The organism is Bacillus sp. FSL L8-0199 (genome assembly GCF_038005705.1).
Taxonomy (GTDB): Bacteria; Bacillota; Bacilli; order Bacillales; family Bacillaceae_G; genus Bacillus_A; species Bacillus_A cereus.
On the sequence record NZ_JBBOTS010000001.1, the window covers coordinates 697,851 to 717,500 of the forward strand.

The window sequence follows — 19,650 nt, forward strand, 5'->3', positions numbered from 1 at the left end:
GAAATAGAAAAAAGCTATCTTATGATAAGAAAGATAGCTGAATATTTTGTATATTTAGTTTATTTCTTGTGTGACAGTTCGTGGCTGTTCAAGTGTGACAATTTTTTTATATTTAACTTGGTATAAAATGTAACAAATAATCATAAATGGAATGCCGCAATAAAGAGCAATTCTTTGATCTGGAATGAAAGCCAAACTAACAAATGTAATGAAATTGAGCGAGAACGCTACGATTGGAACGAGTGGATAGAGCGGTGTACGATATTTTAAATCATTTATGTCGCCACCATTTTTCACGAAATTTCTACGGAAGAAAAACTGTGAAGCGGCGATTGACATCCAAACTACAACGGCAGCCATTGCTGCAATAGATGTTAAAACTAGAAAGACAGTATCTGCCGCAAATACACTTGTTAGTAAGGACAGGCTAGCGAAAATTAGGCTGAAAATTAATGCATTTAGCGGTACACCTTTTTTAGTTAATTTCGTAAATGCTGGACTTGCCATTCCTTGTTTTGCCATCGCCCACAGCATACGAGAATTTGCGTATAGACCAGAGTTAGCAACGGATAATACAGCTGTAATAATAACAAAGTTCATAATGTCTGCTGCATATGGGACACCGGCTACATCAAATACAAGTACAAAGGGACTTTCGACTAGATTAGCCTCTTGCCATGGGAGTAAACCTACAACAACTGATATCGCTAAGACGAAGAAGAAGAGAGTTCGCCAAATTGTATTTTTTATTGCTTTTGGAATTGTTTTTTCAGGATTTTCACTTTCTCCTGAAGCGATTCCAATTAATTCTGTTCCTTGGAAGGAGTAATTTACTGTAATCATCGTAAGAAGAACAGCTAATGCACCGTTTGGAAATAGCCCACCATTTTCAGTGAAATTATGAAGCATTGGAGCTGGCTTTCCATTGAAGTCTAGTAGACCGAACATAACAGCACCACCAAGCACGATGAAAATAACAATTGTCGCGACTTTTACACTTGCGAACCAAAACTCTGCTTCTGCATATGCTTTTGCTGATAAAGCGTTTACAAGGAAGAGTGCTGCTGCAAATGTAACGCACCAAATCCAGGAAGAAACGTCTGGAAACCAGCGTTTCATTAAAATACTTACAGTTGTTAACTCCACGCCAACTGTAACAGCCCAATTTAACCAATACATCCAACCAACAACAAACCCAAAACCAGGTGAAATGAATTTGCTTGCATAACTTTGGAATGAACCTGCTTCTGGCATAGCAACGGATAATTCACCAAGACATAACATCGTTAAATACATAACAAATCCACCGACTAAAAATGCAAGAATAGCACCACCAGGTCCGGCATTATGGACAATTTGACCAGATCCCATAAATAGCCCGGTTCCGATAACACCGCCGAGTGCAATCATAAATAGGTGTCTACTTTTCATTGTTCGTTTTAAATCTGTTTGTTCAATTTGTTGATTCATATGCCCTCACCCCGTATTTTCTTGAATGTGTGAACTTCGTTTTATTCTGAGTTTTTAATCATTAGTGGGGGATGCAACACACACTCGGTTTATTTGCTATGAAATGAATGGAGTATGTAAAAAAACGAACTATGACTAAATACTCTAAGAATGTTTGTTAACATGGTGATATCTTCACTATGTTAACAATTTTGATTTTAGCAAAATATTCTGGAAATGTATATTTATTTTTCTTTTTATTAAAAATAATTAGAATTTTTATAATTCATTCTATGAGCGATAATTCACATGATCTTTCTAGCAAACTAGTAAGAAGAAGGGTACAATGATAAGAGTTGTATCTGTAAAATAATAATTAATGGAGTTTTGTTTATAATGAAAAAGTTAAAATATCTTTTTGTTTTTGGGATTATAATTGCTGCTGCGTTTTTTATAGGGAAAGATAAAATCATGCAAAAGGCGCAAGTTCTACGCCTAGAATTTCTATCTGAAATGAAAGAAGCAGCTATGATTGAAGATGTTCCGTTTATTAAACAATTACCAGAATTACCTCGAGGATGTGAAGTGACAAGTTTAGCTATGTTGCTGCAATATAAAGGTGTACAAGTAGATAAGATGCAACTTGCTAGCGAAATTCATCGTGTTCCATTTGAACAAAATGGTTTGCGTGGAAATCCTTACGAGGGATTTGTGGGAAATATTTATACAAAGGCAGAGCCTGGATATGGTGTGTACAATAAACCAATCTTTGATTTAGCAGAAAAATATGTTCCTGAAAAAGTAATTAATTTAACAGGTAGAGACATGCAAGATATATATAAAGTAATTAGTTCAGGCTCTCCGGTATGGGTCATTATTAATACGACGTTTAAGCCGCTAGCTGAAAGTAGTTTTGAAACATGGAATACGAGTTCAGGCGAAGTGAAAATTACATATTATGAGCATAGTGCAGTAGTAATTGGATATGATCAAAACTTTGTATATGTAAATGATCCTCTTAAAAATAATCCACGTTTGGCTGTTCCGCGAGCAGAATTTGAGAAAGCTTGGGAGCAAATGGGAAAACAAGCAATTACTATTTTATAATAATGAAAAAGTCATCTTTTGGATGGCTTTTTCTTTTTAGTTTATCATCACTGAAAATTCAGAAGATTCTTTTAAAAGTTAACAATTCACGTTATAATAACATTTAACTTGGTGAAGAAGGGGAGAAGAGAAATGGATGTTGCAAAGGAACTTGTTTTGTCAAAAAATCAGTTAGTTGAGTGGAGAAGGCATTTTCATAAGTATCCAGAGTTATCTTTTCAAGAAGAAAAAACATCGCAGTTTGTGTTCGATATACTTCGGAAATTTCCATGTTTAGAAGTGTCACGGCCGACTAAATATAGTGTGATGGCAAAGTTAGTAGGTAAACATCCGGGCAAAACAGTTGCGATTCGCGCCGATATGGATGCTCTTCCTATTCATGAAGAAAATGAGTTTGATTTTATTTCTACATATAAAGGTGTAATGCATGCATGTGGTCATGATGGACATATAGCGATATTACTTGGGGTTGTATATAAGTTAGTAGAAGAAAGAGAGAAGATTAAAGGGGAGATTCGTTTTCTATTCCAACATGCTGAAGAGAATTTTCCTGGTGGTGCAGAGGAGATGGTTGCTGCAGGTGTAATGGAAGGTGTGGATTATATTATTGGTGCTCACCTTTGGGCGTCGTTAGAGGTTGGGAAAATAGGTGTTATTTATGGTCCTGCAATGGCTGCACCGGATGTTTTTAAAATTAAGATAGAGGGAAAAGGTGGACATGCTGGAATCCCTCATGAAACGGTGGATAGTATTGCAATTGGAACACAAGTCGTTTCGCAACTTCAGCAAATTGTATCTCGCCTCACGAATCCATTAGATTCTCTCGTAATATCTGTTACGCAATTTCATGCGGGGACAACTCATAATGTAATACCAGAGCAAGCCGAGATTGAAGGGACAGTGAGAAGTTTAAGACATGAATTACGAGGTGAAACAGAGAAGAAGATTGAGCGGATTGTGAAGCATATTACGGAATCTTACGGAGCGAAATATACATTTTCATATGAATATGGGTATCGACCAGTTGTAAATGACTATGAAGCTACAGAGCTTATTGAACAAACGGCATTACAACTTTATGGAAGGGATAGAGTTGTTCGTTTACAGCCGACGATGGCTGGAGAAGATTTTTCAGCGTTTTTACAAAAGGCACCGGGGACATTCTTTTTTATCGGAGCGGGAAATAAAGAGAAAGGTATTATATATCCTCACCATCACCCTCGTTTTACGATTGACGAAGATGCATTACCGATTGGAGTGGAAGTCTTTGTATCAGCCATTATGAACTTTATAAGTAAAGGAGAATGAGATGAAGAAAATACACATTCTAGCGCTTATCCCAGTTCTTTGTTTAGTAGTTGGGCCAATATTTGCGAATTCAGTTACTCCTTACGTATTAGGGATGCCATTTTTATTATTTTGGGTATTATTATCAGTGTTTATTACATCTTTTTGTATGGGGCTTGTGTACGTGTTTGATCCTGCTAATAAGGAGGATGTAAAATGACTGCATTACTTATCATTATTTTATTTTTGTTTCTCGCACTATTTTTAGGGATTCGGGCACAACATGGAAAAGATATGAATTTAGAGCAATGGTCAGTTGGGGGAAGAGGGTTTGGCACTATTTTTGTTTTTCTCCTTATGGCAGGTGAAATTTATACGACGTTTACATTTTTGGGAGGAAGTGGCTGGGCGTATAGTAAAGGAGCACCTACCTTTTATATTTTAGGCTATGGCGCTTTAGCTTATCTTTTATCGTATTTTTTATTGCCACCGATTTGGAAGTATGCGAAAGAGCATAACCTTGTTTCACAGTCGGATTTTTTTGCGAAGAAATATAGAAGTAAAGCGCTTGGGATTATTGTTTCAATTGTTGGTGTTGTTTCCATCATCCCATATCTTGTTTTACAGTTAAAAGGGCTGGGAATTATCGTTTCAGAAGCTTCTTACGGAAGGGTGTCACCTGTTGTTGCGGTTTGGATTGGTGCTATTGTTATAACTATATATGTAATGGTTTCAGGTATACATGGTTCGGCTTGGACGGCCGCTTTGAAGGATATTATGATACTGTTTATCGTTATGTTTTTAGGTATATATTTACCGTATCATTATTATGGAGGATTTCAGCCGATGTTTGAGGCTGTAGAGGCAGCGAAACCGGGATTTTTATCTTTACCTGAAGAAGGAATGAGTATTTCTTGGTTTGTTTCTACTATTATATTAACGGCCCTCGGTTTCTATATGTGGCCTCATACATTTGCTTCTGCTTTTTCTGCAAAAAATGAAAAAGTATTTCGTAAAAATGCAGCAATTATGCCATTGTATTCTTTAGTTTTACTTTTCGTATTTTTTGCAGGATTTGCTGCTATATTACAGGTTCCGGGATTAAAAGGAGCGGATGTAGACCTTTCATTGTTCAGACTTGCTCTTCAAACGTTTGACCCTTGGTTTATTGGAATTATTGGTAGTGCGGGAGTATTAACGGCATTGGTTCCGGGTTCGATGCTTGTTATGGCGGCTTCTACACTGTTAGCGAAAAATATTTATCGAACGATAGTTCCATCTGCTTCAGATAGACAAGTTGCTAAGATGGCAAAATTATTTGTGCCTGTAGTAACGCTCGTGGCAGTTTTATTTACATTTAAAGGAGGAGAAACGATAGGAGCGCTTCTATTAATGGGATACAGTATCGTTACACAACTTTTCCCTGCACTTGTATGTAGTTTGTTTCCACGTCAAATTATTACGAAGCAAGGAGCTATTGCAGGAATGGGAGTTGGGCTATTAGTGGTCGCATATATTACCTTATCTGGTTCAACTATAGCCACGATGTTTCCGAGTTTCCCGCAGTATATAAAAGATTTGAATGTAGGTATAGTCGCATTGTTAATTAATATAATTGTGATGTTTGTAGTCAGTGGATTTACAAAAGGTGTATTTATAAAGAAAAACACTATAATAGTGGAAAAGTAATTCGTTTATCCCGCATTAACAAGCAGTAAGACCCCCACCTCAAAATTCAGCGGAAGCAAAGAAGTTAGGTGGGGGCCCTGCTGCCTGTAAAAGCCCGATTGGTGAGGGTTGATTAAAGTTTTACTTTATTAGAGCTATCTTTGAAAAGAGATAGCTCTTTTTTGTATATATTTTCTTCAATTAGCGGAATCTAACTAAAAACTTGTTGAAAAGGAAGTTAGGTGGGGAAATTGTTAGAGCTTGAAGGTAACTTATTTGAAGTTATGAAAGAAATTAGGGATGAGTTAGGTTCACCTAATGATTTAACAATTAGAGAAGTTGCTCTTGCTGGGAGTTTTACACGTTGTGCGGTTGTGTTTTTATGTGGGTTAACAGACAAGGATAATGTTTATAAATATGTAGTTCGTACTCTTCAATATGAAGAAGTGCAAAATGAAGCGGCTGTCGTTCAGACGTTATTGGATCGTTTTATTTCTATTGCGGAAGTGGGTAAGAAGACAACATTTCCGGATATTATAAATGCGATTTTAGCGGGAGATACAGTTATATTAATTGATAATATTCAAACTGCTATCATTATTAATAGTAGGGCTTGGGAGAAGCGAAGTTTAGAACCACCAGTGACAGAAGATTTAATACGCGGACCGAGAGTTGGATTAAATGAAGATATTAATGTGAATAAAATGTTAATCCGACGCAGCTTACGCGATCCAAAGTTGAGGTTCCAATCTTATATTATGGGGAAGCGATCGCAGAAAGAAGTAACCCTAGTATATATAGAAGATATTATTAATCCTCACATTGTAAAAGAGTTAGATCGCCGTCTTCAATCAATAGTGACAGATGTCGTTTTGGAAACAGGTACGATTGAACAATTAATTCAGGATAATAATTTATCCCCATTTCCACAGTTTTTGAATACAGAGAGGCCTGATAATATTATAGCCTCATTAGCGAAAGGGAAGGCGGCCATTTTAGTAGACGGATCCCCGTTTGCTCTTATTGCACCACTTGTGTTTGTTGATATTTTTCAATCTGTAGAAGATCATTATGAGCGCTGGGTGATTGGAACGTTATTAAGGTTTTTACGTATGGGTTCAGGCATAATTGCGGTTTTGTTACCAGCTATGTATGTAGCACTTGTATCTTATCATCAAGGACTTATTCCTTCTAAATTGGCTTATTCAATTGCAGGTGCGAGGGAAGGTGTTCCGTTTCCTGCATATATTGAAACATTAATGATGGCCTTGACTATGGAATTAATACGAGAAGCTGGAATCCGATTGCCGAAACCGATGGGGCAAACGATAGGGATTGTAGGAGGTCTTGTAATTGGAGAAGCTGCGGTAAATGCAGGGATTGTAAATCCGTTTTTAGTTATTATTATTGCAGTTACTGCGATTGCTACGTTTTCGCTTCCTGTATATAGTATTACGATTACGTTCCGAATTTTACTTTTCGTCTTTGTATTAGCTGCAACGGCTTTTGGACTGTATGGGATTATTCTAGCTCTGATCGCACTTGCTATTCATATTACAAATTTAACAAGTGTTGGTATACCGTATACAACTCCCATTGCTCCTGCATTTTATAAAGATTGGAAAGAAGAATTTATTCGCATGCCAAAATCGATGTTGAAAGATAGACCAGAGTACTTACAAACAAAAGACTCTACAATACGTCCAAAGGAGCGAAAATAAGTGAAACCATTTGAGTATGGCGATGAAGAGATTGGATCTCGGGAAATTGGGTTTGCGGTATCATCGACCATTATTGGTATAGGGGCATTGTCTATGCCAAGAGATATCGCTAACCAAACTTTATTTTCGGACGGTTGGATTATCTTGCTTTTGGGTGGACTGATTTGCGCAGTTTTAGGCTGGTTTGTGACGAGAGTGGCTATCTTATTTCCAAAACAAAATTTTGTTCAATATACGAGTGCGCATTTGACGAAGCCTGTTGCATACACAATTAGTAGTATTTTAGTATTAACTTTTGCTGCTTTGACAGCGTATGAATCGCGAATGATTTCAGTTATTTCTCAAACGTATTTATTTAGTGATACACCAATACAACTACTGTCTTTTTTCTTCTTATTAGTTGTTATTTATGGAATAGCAGGATCAAGAGCAGCCTTATTAAGGTTAAATGTTTTATTCTTGCCTATTGTTTTAATTGCGATAGTACTTCTTTCTTTATTGAATATAAATTTAATGGAAATAAATAATTTACTACCAGCTTTTCAAACGAAAGTAAGTCAATATGCTGTTGGAGTTAAAAATTCTATTTTTACGTTTATTGGATTTGAAGTAGCGTTATTTTATGCAGTTTTGCTGAATAATAAGACAGCGAAAAAAGCGCCAATGGCAGTCGCGAAAGCGGTGATGGTAAACGTGCTGTCATACATTTTAATTTATGTAACTTGTATTAGTGTTTTTACTTATATGACAACACGTGGATTGACATATCCAACAATTGAATTAGGGAAAGAAATTGAAATTGGTGGAGGATTTTTAGAAAGGTTTGATGCGATTTTTTTTACGACTTGGATTATTACTATTTATAACACTACAGCAATGTATTATGACGTCGCATCTTTATTGTTTTGTGCTATGTTTCCGAAAGTGAAGAAACAAATTTTTATTTTCATAAGTGCCCCTATTATTTTTATGGTGAATATGATACCTAGTAGTTTAAATACTTTATCAAGTTATGGGACTTATTTAGCTTGGATAGATATGGGGTGTGTTGTGTTAGCACCTTTGCTCGTTTTAATTGTATATAAAATAAAAAGAAGGAATGGTGGAAATGAAACACCTTCTTAAAATTATAATGGTTATGGCTTTAACTGGATTTATGAGTGGGTGTTCTGAGTTAGAAGAGATAGAAGAAAGAGGATTTGTAGTAGGAGCGGCTTACGATATTGTGAAGGAGAAGAAAGCGAATCCAATTATGAAAGGGACCTATCAGATGGTACTCCCCAGTAAATTGTCTCAACAGGGTGGACAAGGGGGTGGGGATAGCGAAAATTATATTAATGTTAGTGCAAAAGCAGATAGTGTATTTGAACAAATAAGAATAATCGCCAAAAAAATTAGTCGTACATTATTTTTCCCTCATATACAGGTGATTATTTTCTCTGAAGAATTACTTTCACATCCATACATTTTACAAAATACGTTAGATGTATATATTCGCGATCATGAGATGAGAAGAAATATTCGTTTGTTCGTTTCTAATAAAAATGCCGAAGCTATTTTAAAACAAAGTGCCAAGCCTGAAAATTTACCGGCGCAGTATATTGATATGTTAGCTGAACACCCTCCGAAAAATGCCCAAATGATTGAGGCTGCAAGAATTGGTGAGGTGCAGGAAAAGATGATCTCTAACCGAAGTTTTGTATTACCTATTCTGGAACTAACAAAACAAGGAGTACAAATGAACGGTGCAGCATTGTTTCGGGGAAAGGATAATAAGTGTGTAGGCAATTTGAGTGGGGAAGAAACAGTAGGGATGAATTATATAATAGGTAAAAAAATTGGAGGTTTTTTTACCATCCGTAAAAAGAATCAACTTATTACATATGAAATTCATAAGTTACGTCGAAAAATTAAAGTATCCACAACGAATGCTACAAAACCAAAGTTTGATATTCATTTATCTCTGGAAGGCACATTGGCTGAGTTGCATTTTAGTGATCATAAAAAGGTTTTGAATGAAAAGCGTTTAGAGAAGGATATATCGGAAGAAATGGAGAAGCGTATTCAAAAATCAATTAAACTTGTTCAAAAAAAATATAAGGTAGATGTACTAGAGTTAGGGGAAGTGTATAAGCGACATAATTATAAAGAGTGGAAAAAGGTAAGTAAGAATTGGGATCAAGGCGAAAATTACTTTAGTAATGCTGAAATTACTGTTCATGTTCATCCAACAATTGAACATTCAGGTTCAGCTTTACCGAAAAGAGTGAAATAAGGTGATGAAAGTTGTTTACTGGATTAGGAATTAGTTGCACGATATTAATGGCAGTTCTTCCAGGAACTATATATTTTATTCATAAAAAACTCACAACGTATGGAGCACAGCCGTGGAATACTGATGTGCAAAAAAAGAAACCTGAATAATTTCAGGTTTCTTTCGTGCAAAGCATATGTGAAGGGGGATACCTTCTATGTATGCTTTGCTTTATACAAGCCCTAACCAATGTACCAATTGTGTAGAGAGGAATGTAACAACAATGGCGATAACGGTAGGGATTGCAAACGATAAGAATGTCCATTTTGCACTTTTTGTTTCTTTGTATATATTAACAAGTGTTGTTCCGCACGGGAAATGAAGAAGTGAGAACAACATTGTGTTTAACGCTGTTAACCAAGTCCAACCATTTTCTAGGAATAGATTTTTAATTTGATTAAAATCATCTATTTCAGTTAAAGCCCCAGTTGATAAGTAAGACATTAATAAAATTGGGATTACAATTTCATTAGCGGGTAGTCCAAGAATGAATGCAGCTAGAATAAACCCGTCAAGTCCTAACATTTTAGCAAATGGATCTAGGAAGTTTACAAAATACATAAGTAAGCTTGTGTCACCGATAAAAATGTTAGCAAGTAACCAAGTTAATGCAGCCGCAGGGGCAGCAACAACTATAGCTCGTTTTAAAACATAGATTGATTTATCGAGTGTTGCGCGAACAATTGTATTCCAAACTTTTGGCTTGCGGTACGGAGGTAACTCAAGTGTGTAGTGAGTTGGAACCCCTTTTAAGGCTGTTTTTGATAGTACCCAAGAAACAGTTAATGTCATAATAACACCAATTACAACCATTCCAACTACAACACCAGCAGTAACCAATGTTTGCATACTGCCTGTATAACCAGCAGCCATAAATAGTGAAGCCATTAAAATTAACATAGGCCAGCGACCGTTACAAGGAACGAAGTTGTTCGTTAAAATTGCTAGCATACGTTCACGTGGTGATTCAATGATACGTGTTGACATAATGGCTGCTGCATTACAACCAAATCCCATTGCCATTGTTAAAGATTGTTTCCCGTGTGCGCCGGATCGTTTGAATAAGCGGTCCATATTAAACGCGACACGTGGTAAGTATCCGTAGTTTTCTAATAGCGCGAACATAGGGAAAAAGATTGCCATAGGTGGTAACATAACGCTAATAACAGCACCGATACCACGGAACAAACCAAGTATTAAAATGCCATGTAACCATTCAGGTGCATGCGCTGCTTGGAACCAAGATGTTAAATATCCTTCGGCCCATCCGAAGAATTCGGCAATCATATCAGATGGTACGTTAGCGCCTGCAATTGTAAGATAAAAAATAATAGATAAAATACCGAGCATAATTGGGAATCCCCAGATTGGAGATGTGAAAATTTTATCTAGTTTTTCGGAACGATATAATTTATCAGTATTTGTATATTGGATGGATTCTTTACATATGCTTGCGGATGTTCGGTAAATATCTCCGACTATATCATCTCGTATATCTTCTTTTGAAAGTGTTTGTGCATGTTGAATAATATAGTCTAATGGAAGAGCTTTACTGGCTGAGTGAGATTCCATTAATTACGACCTCCCTTACAAGTGGTTCATTATGGTGTTTTTGAAGTGTAGTTAAGAAATTTTTATCTCCATCTAATATACGTAACGTAATCCAACGTGCTGGATACGTATCACCGAATACTTTATAAATTTGTGGCTCTAATTCCTGAATCATATTTTCGATTTTTTCGCTGTAAGTAATTTTAATTGGTGTTGGAATTAGTTTTTTATTTGCTACTTTTGCAATAACATTTAGCAAATGACCAATACCTACTCGGTTACGTGCTGAAATTTTAACGACAGGCACACCAAGTGATTTTGCTAATTTCTTTTCATCGATAACAATCCCTTTTTTCTCGGCTTCATCAATTAAGTTAATGCAAATGACTACATTATTTGTCATCTCCATCACCTGGAGTGCTAAATTTAAATTTCTTTCCATAGCAGTTGCGTCTATAACAACTACAGTTACTTCTGGTTTTTCAAATATAATATAATCCCTTGCTACTTCTTCGTCTGCGGAATTTGAGTATAGTGAGTAAGTTCCAGGTAAATCTATTAATGTATAATTACTTCCGTTATGTTCATATTCTCCTTCAGCTTTTAAAACAGTTTTTCCCGTCCAGTTTCCAGTATGTTGTTTTAAGCCTGTTAAAGTATTAAATAATGTACTTTTCCCTGTATTCGGGTTACCAGCTAAAGCGATACGATGTTTGCTCATCTGAAATCATCTCCTATTAATACCCCGAAAATAAGGGAGCTTTCTTCTTTACGCAGTGCAATAGTTGTGTTGCTCACTTGATAAGCGACCGGATCTCCAAGTGGACTGCGTTGCAATACTTTAATCGTCGCCCCCGGGATAAATCCCAAATCTAATAAGCGTCGTTTCATAGTTCCTTCTAATTGTATCTTCTCAATTTGTACAAACTCTCCTATTTTAAATTCGGAAAGTGGTTTTATATTAGCCGATACCATAAAAGTTACCTCATCTCTATATTTTTAGTTTGAGTTTAAAAAGTTTCCTTAGGTAAACTTTTTGTTAGTAATATAGTAGACTACATTGGATGATGCTGTCAATTGGTACTTTAAAAATATTCATTTAATTTTAGAATTGTTCCAATTTATTTAGTTGTACTAAAAAATATTACTGAAATTCTTTTTTATGTGCATAAATTAGGCGTGTAAAAGTTACAAAATACAGCGGAATTGTAAATATAACTTTAATTAAAAGGGAAAAAGAGAGAAAAACATTTACATTGGATTTACATTGTTAAGAATAAATTTACATTACAGCTTAAATAGTGTGGATTTTGTTGGGTTCTTTAACTATAAATGTTGGGATTCCTAGTTTTTAAGGATTATTATCGTCATTTACTTAAAATTAAAAATTGCTTAACACTTACATAATATTATTGTCCTACAATGAATTTGTGTTCGAAAGAAGTAGACAAATGTGAAAAGTGATAATCCAAATGGGGGTACAAGACATGGTTATGAAAAAGGGTATTAAATTTTCTTTAGCAGCTTTAGTGGTAGCGGGTTCATTAGTGGGATGTGGAAAAGCAGAAGAGACATCAGGTAAAGATGCTAAAGGAAACGATAATGCAAAACAAGAATTGTCAGGTACGATAGCAGCTGCAGGCTCTACAGCACTTCAACCTCTTGCAGAGGAAGCTGGAAAGAAATTTATGGAGAAAAATTCAAACGTTTCTATTCAAGTGCAAGGTGGCGGTAGTGGAACTGGAATTAACCAAGTAGCTTCTGGTGCAGTCCAAATTGGTAACTCAGATGTTCCATCTGCAGATAAAATAAAAGATGCTAATAAGGCGAAAGAATTAGTAGATAACAAGGTAGCGGGTATTGCATTCGCACTTGTCGTAAATAAAGATGTAAAAGTTGATAACTTAACAGTACAACAAGTACAAGATATCTTCACTGGAAAAGTAACAAACTGGAAAGAAGTAGGCGGGAAAGATGAAAAAATCAACGTGATTAATCGTCCAGCTTCTTCTGGTACACGTGCTACATTTGAAAAAACAATTATGAAAGACGCGAAAATCAATGATGGAACTGGTACTACACAAGATTCTAACGGTGCAGTAGAACAAGCGATTAACTCTACTCCAGGTTCAGTAAGTTATTTAGCGATGTCTTACATGGTTGGCGAGAAAAAAGGTGCGCTACAAACAGTAAAAATTGATGGTGCTGAACCAAAAGTTGAAAACATTGCGTCTGGTAAATATCCATTTTGGTCTTACGAGTACATGGTAACGAAAGGTGAGGCAAAAGAAGCAACAAAAGCTTACATTGACTATGTAAAAGGTAAAGATTTTGAAAAGCAAGTAGAAGATATGGGTTATATTCCAATGTCTAAATTAAATAAGTAATAAAATTTATGGGGCTGGCTGCAAGGCCAGTCCTGTTCATTTCAATTTATGAAGTGGGGTCTGTCCTGTGATGAAGGGGAAAAAACAAATTAATTACGTAAAAAGTGAATATATAGGAAGATCACTTGTTACGTTTTGTGGTATTTTTATTGTTTTAATTACATTAGCTATTATTGCGTTTATTTGTGGTAAAGGTATTCAATCTTTTACACAAAGTGGTATCTCATTTACTGAGATGTTAACATCGACAAAATGGAATCCAAATGCTGATCAAGGATCCTTCGGGGCTTTAATTTTCATTGTAGGTTCAACGGTGGTTTCGTTAGGTGCGGTCATTATTAGTGCACCAATTGCTATAGCTCTTGCTATATTCATGAATTTAATTTCGCCAAAGTTTGGAAATAAAGTATTGAAGCCTGTTTTAGAATTATTAGTTGGTATTCCTTCGGTTGTATACGGATTATTAGGGGTTACGATTTTAGTGCCACTATTACGTGATTCGTTTGGGGGAGTAGGCTTTAGTTTAATTGCGGGTATTGTTGTATTAAGTATTATGATTTTGCCAACTATTGCTAGTATCGCTTCTGATGCAATACGTTCTGTTCCATTTGATTATTTAGAAGCTTCTTATGGTCTAGGATCAACGAAATGGCAAGCGATTAGCCGAGTAATTGTTCCTGCTGCGAAGAAAGGGATTTTAACAGGTGTTGTTTTAGGTTTAGCGCGTGCTTTTGGTGAAGCGCTAGCGGTTCAAATGGTAATCGGGAATACGATTAAATTACCAGAAGGAATATACAGTCCGACAGCGACGTTAACTGGTATTTTAACAATGGACATGACAAATACATTAAACGGAACTGCTTGGAACAATGCGCTATGGACTTTAGCAATGATTTTACTTGTTATTTCATTCCTGTTTATTTTAGTAATTCGAGCGATTGGGCAAAGAGGTGAGCGATAATAATGAATGCAAGAACGGTAAATAAAGTTTGGACAGGTATCTTTTATACGATTGCAGCTTTAGTTGTAGCTTTGCTAGTGTTCTTAGTGTTTGAGATTTTACAAAAGGGATGGGGTTTTTGGGATCCTAATTTCTTGTTTGGAGAACCAAGTAATACAAGAGCTGGTGGTGGGATTGGTCCGCAGTTATTCAATTCCTTCTATATGCTTGTTATAACGCTTATTATATCTATTCCTCTTGGATTAGGTGCTGGAATATATTTAGCAGAGTATGCAAAGCAAGGACGTTTTTTAAACTTTGTTCGTTTATGTATCGAGACAATGGCATCTTTACCTTCTATTGTTGTTGGTTTATTCGGTTTGTTAGTGTTCGTTACAATGACTGGTTGGGGATATACAGTAATGGGTGGTGCCCTTGCTTTAACTATTTTAAACTTACCGGGCTTAACGCGTGTTTGTGAAAATGCGATTTCAGAAGTTCCTTCTAATGTGAAAGAGGCAAGTCTTGGGCTAGGTGCAACGAAGTGGCAAACGATCACTCGTATTATTATTCCGTCGTCATTACCACAAATCATTACAGGTGTTATTTTAGCTGCGGGTCGTATATTTGGTGAAGCAGCGGCATTAATTTATACAGCGGGTTTAACATCTCCGATTTTAAATTCAGCAGCGGACTTCTCAAGTCCTGCTCATCCTTTAAATCCATTTAGACCAGCTGAAACGTTAGCGGTTCACATTTGGAAGTTAAATTCTGAAGGAATTATCCCGGATGCGAAGTTAATTGCGACAAAATCTGCAGCTGTATTAATTATTATGGTATTACTATTCAATGTTATTTCACGCTTGATAGCATCTATATTACACAAGCGCTTTACAGGAACGAAAAGAAAAAGTAAAACGACGAAAAAGGTAAAAGCGGCATAAATTATAAAGAAGAACTCTCTACTTATAAATAGGGGGTTCTTTTGTATTTTAATTATAGAAGGAAAGGGCGTAACGATTGTTGGATTTGTGATTAATTATATAGACGAACAGATGTAATTTAGATTGTGGATTCTAGTGAATCTCTAGAACGGTATGCGGAAAAAATGATGGATTATATGAGTAGGTAGAGAAAAAGGGTTATCTTTATTCGTGAAGATAACCCTTTTCTTTTAAATGTCAGGTGTTTCTGTAGAAGTGCTTATTTTTCTACGGGAGCGTCTTTTTCTCCCGATTTTATCTAATAGTTCATACATAACTGGAACAACTACTAATGTAAGAAGAGTTGAGACTGCCAAACCACCGATGACAACGACGGCTAAACTTTTTGATACCATACTCCCTGCTTGGGATTGGCCAAATAGAAGTGGGAGCATAGCAACGATTGTTGTAATAGCTGTCATAATAATTGGGCGTAGTCTAGTAGAACCTGCTTCAAGTAAGGCTTCTCTTGTTTCCATTCCGTGTTCCCGATTTTGTTGGACTCTTTCTATTAATACAATAGCGTTTGTAACAACAATCCCGATTAACATTAATGCGCCGATTAAGGAATTTACATCAACAGGTGTTCGTGAAACGATTAAGCCTAAAATACCACCGACAGCAGCTAACGGTAAGGAGAATAGGATTGCAAAAGGAGCACGTGCTTGCCCGAAGGTGATAACCATAATTAAATATACAATCCCTATTGCAATCCCCATAATTTTGAATAAATCTGTAAAATTCTCTTGCATAGATTCAGTAGCTCCTGCGATATTGACTTTTGCACCACTAGGTAAATCTAAGTCAGTTATCGCTTTATTTACTGCTGTGTTTACTTTACTCAAATCTTCATTTGAAGCTTCGGCTGTAATTTGGATTGTTTCTTTTCCGTCTTTATGGAAAATTTCTGTTTGCGTTTGTTTTTCTGAAATAGTTGCGATGTCTTTTAAAGGTATTGGGCCATTAATAGGTGATAGTATGTTTGTATTTAAAATATCTTCTTGTTTATTAATGTTTTCTTTTTTGTGTTCTATCATAATAGTAGTTTTTTCATTATTAATTGTAATTTCGCCAATAGGTGATTTCTTCATAAGGAATGCTACTTGTTGCGCAGCTATTTCTGGTGTTAAACCTAGTTGTTCAGCCTTTGTTTGATCAATATGAATTTGCCATTCTTTCTTAGAGTCTTCTAAATTTGTTTTTACTTTAGAAAGATCATCCATGCTTTTTAGTTTTGTTTCAACGATAGTAGCCGCCTCTTTTAAATCCGCTTCGTTAGTAGCTGTTACGTTAAATTGTAAGTTATTGCCGCCGCCAGAACTTGAATAACTTGTTTTTATATAATCAAGTTCAGCAGGCTCAAAAGTTTTATTTTCCTTTTTTAACTCTTTAATATATTGATCAATATCAGAACCTTTTTTAAAGACTACGAATATACTGGCAAGGTTATTTTTAGTTGTTTGCCCCCATTGTGCATCTTCTGCGCTAGATCCCATTCGTAAAATAACGTCTGTTATATCTGAATTAGAAAGTAATTTCTTTTCAAAATCAAATGCTTTTTGTTTTTGAGATTCAGCATTATAATCGGCTGGAAATGTCATGTTAATAGATAACATTGTGTCGTCTTCAGATTTTATGTTTGCTTTCGGTAGTAATATATAGGCCGCAATTGATCCTGCAAATAATAAAAATGAAGTAAGTAGAATAATGAATTTATGAGAAAGAGCCCACTTTAATGTAGCGACATATCGTGATGAAGAACTTGGCTTTCGATGCTTTGTTTTTTTGAGTAGTAAAAAAGCCATAAGTGGAACAACTGTTAGTGCAACGATTAAGGATGATAGTATAGAATATACAACTGCTAATACCATAGGTAACATTAATTTTCCGATTGCTCCTGATACGAGGCCGATAGGTAAAAAAACAGCGACCGTTGTTAAAGTAGAAGAAGTAATTGCGACTGCGACTTCTTTCGTTGCATCGAGAATGATATCTTTAGAGAAAGAATCTTTTTGTAAACGGCGGAAAATATTCTCGATGACAACGATACTATCATCGACGAGACGTCCAACCGCAACAGCTAAACCACCGAGGGTTAAAATGTTAAGCGTAATGTTAGATTGATGTAGTAAAAAGAGTGTTAATAAAATAGATAATGGAATACTGACAACAGCGATGAGTGTTGTTCGGAAGTTACGTAAAAAGATTAAGATAATTAGAGTTGCAGCGATTGCTCCAAGTATTACTTCTTTTCCCATGCTAGTAACAGCATTTTCAACTTGTTCATGGGTTGAAGCCAAAAGTTTAATAGAAAATTGATTTTTATATTCCTTATCTATCTCTTTAACTTTTTTATCAATCTCTTTTCCAATGGCAACTGCATTTTTACTTGGCTCTTTCATGATGATTAATCCTGTGCCTTCTTCTCCGTTTATATGTGAGATTGTATCGTAGTGTTGTTTAATTTCAATTTGAGCAATGTCTTGCAATTTCACTTGGGGTGCCACAGTGATGTTTTTAATGTCATTTACATTTTTTATGTCCCCAATGACGCGGAGGTTGTATTCTTCCTGATTAACAGTAATTGCCCCAGCTGGAGTAGAAGTTTCTTTTCCTTGTAAAACAGTTAATATCTGCTGTGATGTTACGTTTTTGTTTTTTAATTGGTTCGGATCAAGTACGATAGATAATTCAGAGGTGGATTTTCCGAAAAACATAACGTTGGCAACACCATCAATGTTTTCGAGTTGTGGTACGATTTCTTTTTCAATTTGTTTTTCATCTGCTTTTGAAAAACCGTTTTGTTTCTGGATAGTAATTTGAGCGAGTGGAATCATAGAAGTGTTTAATTGACTAACTACGGGCTTGGTTACATCTTTAGGTAATTTAATTGTATTGACGGCTTTTTCGACTTCGCGTGCTGCATCTTTCATGTTTGCTTTTGATGTATACGCAATGTCGATACGTGATAATCCCTCGTATGTAGAAGAAGTAATGGTGTCGACGTGCTCTAAATTGCGAAATTGTTTTTCGAGAGGATCAGTTACATCTTTTGTCATCGTTTCAGCGTCGAGTCCTTGAGATAAGGTTGTGACGGTAATTGCTGGATTGTCGATACTTGGTAAAAATTCCATAGGTAATTTAGAGCCGGAATAAACACCGAGTATGGAAATGAGAAAAATCATGATGATAATGGCAGCTCGGTTTTTTAATGAAAACTTTGTTAACCTATCCATAAAATAATTCCTCCATTGGTTTATTTATAGTTGAGTGCGTCCTTTCTTACTATATAACAAAAAATGGATATTTTTCATCAATTAAATGTAAAAAAATTCTAACAATATCCTTAAGTTTATATTAGGGTTGGAATGTTGTTAATTTGTAGGGAGATAAATTTTGAATGAGAAGGAAGGGGATAATGCGCGCGAGTGGTTGTTTAATGTAGATGGGATTTTTTCTTACGGCTAATTTGTATGGTTATTTTATAGAAGGATAATTATTATAAACTTTAATATAGAAGAGAATGAAAATTTGGGAAGGCATTGTGAAATACAATTTGGTTGAACGGAGTGTATTAGCATACAATTAAAATAACTATTTTCAGTAGTAAGGATAATAGTTATTTCTATAGAAGAAATTAGGGTAGATAATTTTTTTTATGTTTTTTATAAAAACACTTGTTATTTGAAAATCATGATGGTATATTAATAAACGTCGCTGATGCGGAAACGCAGAAAACGACAAAAAAGAAATTTTAAAACTTAGTTGACATCGAAAAATGAAGATGTTAATATGATGAAGTCGCTTCTGAAGCGGTGGACAAGTTCTTTGAAAACTGAACGAAACAAACAACGTGAAACGTCAATTTTTATTTTAGATGCTAGACAAACTAACTTTATTGGAGAGTTTGATCCTGGCTCAGGATGAACGCTGGCGGCGTGCCTAATACATGCAAGTCGAGCGAATGGATTAAGAGCTTGCTCTTATGAAGTTAGCGGCGGACGGGTGAGTAACACGTGGGTAACCTGCCCATAAGACTGGGATAACTCCGGGAAACCGGGGCTAATACCGGATAACATTTTGAACTGCATGGTTCGAAATTGAAAGGCGGCTTCGGCTGTCACTTATGGATGGACCCGCGTCGCATTAGCTAGTTGGTGAGGTAACGGCTCACCAAGGCAACGATGCGTAGCCGACCTGAGAGGGTGATCGGCCACACTGGGACTGAGACACGGCCCAGACT

16 protein-coding genes and 1 rRNA gene (1 of these 17 cut by a window edge) are annotated in these 19,650 nt (G+C 35.9%); 12 read left to right on the forward strand and 5 right to left on the reverse strand.

The window, feature by feature from the left end:
• Positions 1–54 precede the first annotated feature (54 nt).
• Positions 55–1,470, reverse strand: coding sequence for an amino acid permease (locus NST86_RS03535; protein ID WP_001075749.1), 1,416 nt, complete (start codon positions 1,468–1,470; stop codon positions 55–57).
• 375 nt (positions 1,471–1,845) lie between these two features.
• Here NST86_RS03535 and NST86_RS03540 point away from each other — a divergent pair, with 375 nt between their 5' ends.
• From NST86_RS03540 to NST86_RS03575, 8 genes are all read left to right on the forward strand, one after another.
• The gene (locus tag NST86_RS03540) at positions 1,846–2,556 is read left to right on the forward strand and encodes a C39 family peptidase (RefSeq protein ID WP_000734482.1); all 711 of its coding nucleotides are present in this window, start codon (positions 1,846–1,848) and stop codon (positions 2,554–2,556) included.
• 132 nt (positions 2,557–2,688) lie between these two features.
• Entirely contained in the window at positions 2,689–3,864 is a 1,176-nt protein-coding gene (locus NST86_RS03545; protein ID WP_000382124.1) for an amidohydrolase, read from the forward strand.
• Between the two features lies 1 nt (position 3,865).
• Positions 3,866–4,063 (forward strand): DUF3311 domain-containing protein, encoded by a 198-nt coding sequence (locus NST86_RS03550; protein WP_000719833.1) that lies wholly within the window; start codon positions 3,866–3,868, stop codon positions 4,061–4,063.
• The gene (locus tag NST86_RS03555) at positions 4,060–5,532 is read left to right on the forward strand and encodes a sodium:solute symporter family protein (protein WP_000125930.1); all 1,473 of its coding nucleotides are present in this window, start codon (positions 4,060–4,062) and stop codon (positions 5,530–5,532) included. Before NST86_RS03550 ends, NST86_RS03555 begins: the two co-directional genes overlap by 4 nt.
• Positions 5,533–5,753: 221 nt before the next feature.
• A complete protein-coding gene (gene gerLA, locus NST86_RS03560) occupies positions 5,754–7,232 on the forward strand; it encodes a spore germination protein GerLA (protein WP_001999095.1) in 1,479 nt (492 codons plus the stop codon).
• Positions 7,233–8,357, forward strand: coding sequence for a spore germination protein GerLB (gene gerLB, locus NST86_RS03565; RefSeq protein WP_000802011.1), 1,125 nt, complete (start codon positions 7,233–7,235; stop codon positions 8,355–8,357).
• A complete protein-coding gene (gene gerLC / locus NST86_RS03570) occupies positions 8,341–9,507 on the forward strand; it encodes a spore germination protein GerLC (protein WP_000681631.1) in 1,167 nt (388 codons plus the stop codon). Before gerLB ends, gerLC begins: the two co-directional genes overlap by 17 nt.
• An 11-nt stretch (positions 9,508–9,518) precedes the next feature.
• On the forward strand, positions 9,519–9,656 hold the full coding sequence (locus tag NST86_RS03575; RefSeq protein ID WP_000493997.1) for a hypothetical protein: 138 nt from the start codon (positions 9,519–9,521) through the stop codon (positions 9,654–9,656).
• A gap of 61 nt (positions 9,657–9,717) precedes the next feature.
• Here NST86_RS03575 and NST86_RS03580 read toward each other — a convergent pair whose 3' ends face one another.
• From NST86_RS03580 to NST86_RS03590, 3 genes are read right to left on the reverse strand one after another with little or no spacing between them, the layout of a single operon-like run.
• Positions 9,718–11,118, reverse strand: coding sequence for a nucleoside recognition domain-containing protein (locus NST86_RS03580; protein ID WP_000443591.1), 1,401 nt, complete (start codon positions 11,116–11,118; stop codon positions 9,718–9,720).
• Positions 11,096–11,818 (reverse strand): FeoB small GTPase domain-containing protein, encoded by a 723-nt coding sequence (locus NST86_RS03585; RefSeq protein WP_000033866.1) that lies wholly within the window; start codon positions 11,816–11,818, stop codon positions 11,096–11,098. Before NST86_RS03585 ends, NST86_RS03580 begins: the two co-directional genes overlap by 23 nt.
• Complete coding sequence (locus tag NST86_RS03590; RefSeq protein WP_000252982.1) at positions 11,815–12,072, reverse strand: FeoA family protein; 258 nt, start codon at positions 12,070–12,072, stop codon at positions 11,815–11,817. The genes NST86_RS03585 and NST86_RS03590 overlap by 4 nt, the downstream gene beginning before the upstream one ends.
• A 512-nt stretch (positions 12,073–12,584) precedes the next feature.
• Between NST86_RS03590 and NST86_RS03595 the strand changes: the two genes are divergently transcribed.
• From NST86_RS03595 to pstA, 3 genes are all read left to right on the forward strand, one after another.
• Positions 12,585–13,484: a phosphate ABC transporter substrate-binding protein PstS gene (locus NST86_RS03595; RefSeq protein ID WP_000245116.1), complete on the forward strand. Its 900-nt coding sequence runs from the start codon at positions 12,585–12,587 to the stop codon at positions 13,482–13,484.
• A 70-nt stretch (positions 13,485–13,554) separates the two neighbouring features.
• Positions 13,555–14,445: a phosphate ABC transporter permease subunit PstC gene (gene pstC / locus NST86_RS03600; protein ID WP_000676676.1), complete on the forward strand. Its 891-nt coding sequence runs from the start codon at positions 13,555–13,557 to the stop codon at positions 14,443–14,445.
• 2 nt (positions 14,446–14,447) lie between these two features.
• Positions 14,448–15,368: a phosphate ABC transporter permease PstA gene (gene pstA, locus NST86_RS03605; RefSeq protein WP_086423280.1), complete on the forward strand. Its 921-nt coding sequence runs from the start codon at positions 14,448–14,450 to the stop codon at positions 15,366–15,368.
• Between the two features lie 230 nt (positions 15,369–15,598).
• Here pstA and NST86_RS03610 read toward each other — a convergent pair whose 3' ends face one another.
• The gene (locus NST86_RS03610; protein WP_000375531.1) at positions 15,599–18,643 is read right to left on the reverse strand and encodes an efflux RND transporter permease subunit; all 3,045 of its coding nucleotides are present in this window, start codon (positions 18,641–18,643) and stop codon (positions 15,599–15,601) included.
• 659 nt (positions 18,644–19,302) lie between these two features.
• On the opposite strand from NST86_RS03610, the gene NST86_RS03615 reads away from it, so the two are divergent.
• Positions 19,303–19,650, forward strand: a 16S ribosomal RNA gene (locus NST86_RS03615); it runs 1,204 nt beyond the window's last position.

What these genes read in the sequence shown, in the direction of transcription:
- NST86_RS03550 (WP_000719833.1), top strand. Translation starts at nt 3,866, where the DNA reads ATGAAGAAAATACACATTCTAGCGCTTATCCCAGTTCTTTGTTTAGTA.
- NST86_RS03540 (WP_000734482.1), top strand. Translation starts at nt 1,846, where the DNA reads ATGAAAAAGTTAAAATATCTTTTTGTTTTTGGGATTATAATTGCTGCT.
- NST86_RS03585 (WP_000033866.1), bottom strand. Translation starts at nt 11,818, where the DNA reads ATGAGCAAACATCGTATCGCTTTAGCTGGTAACCCGAATACAGGGAAA.
- NST86_RS03580 (WP_000443591.1), bottom strand. Translation starts at nt 11,118, where the DNA reads ATGGAATCTCACTCAGCCAGTAAAGCTCTTCCATTAGACTATATTATT.
- NST86_RS03535 (WP_001075749.1), bottom strand. Translation starts at nt 1,470, where the DNA reads ATGAATCAACAAATTGAACAAACAGATTTAAAACGAACAATGAAAAGT.
- NST86_RS03555 (WP_000125930.1), top strand. Translation starts at nt 4,060, where the DNA reads ATGACTGCATTACTTATCATTATTTTATTTTTGTTTCTCGCACTATTT.
- gerLC (WP_000681631.1), top strand. Translation starts at nt 8,341, where the DNA reads ATGAAACACCTTCTTAAAATTATAATGGTTATGGCTTTAACTGGATTT.
- NST86_RS03590 (WP_000252982.1), bottom strand. Translation starts at nt 12,072, where the DNA reads ATGGTATCGGCTAATATAAAACCACTTTCCGAATTTAAAATAGGAGAG.
- NST86_RS03610 (WP_000375531.1), bottom strand. Translation starts at nt 18,643, where the DNA reads ATGGATAGGTTAACAAAGTTTTCATTAAAAAACCGAGCTGCCATTATC.
- NST86_RS03545 (WP_000382124.1), top strand. Translation starts at nt 2,689, where the DNA reads ATGGATGTTGCAAAGGAACTTGTTTTGTCAAAAAATCAGTTAGTTGAG.
- pstC (WP_000676676.1), top strand. Translation starts at nt 13,555, where the DNA reads ATGAAGGGGAAAAAACAAATTAATTACGTAAAAAGTGAATATATAGGA.
- pstA (WP_086423280.1), top strand. Translation starts at nt 14,448, where the DNA reads ATGAATGCAAGAACGGTAAATAAAGTTTGGACAGGTATCTTTTATACG.
- NST86_RS03595 (WP_000245116.1), top strand. Translation starts at nt 12,585, where the DNA reads ATGGTTATGAAAAAGGGTATTAAATTTTCTTTAGCAGCTTTAGTGGTA.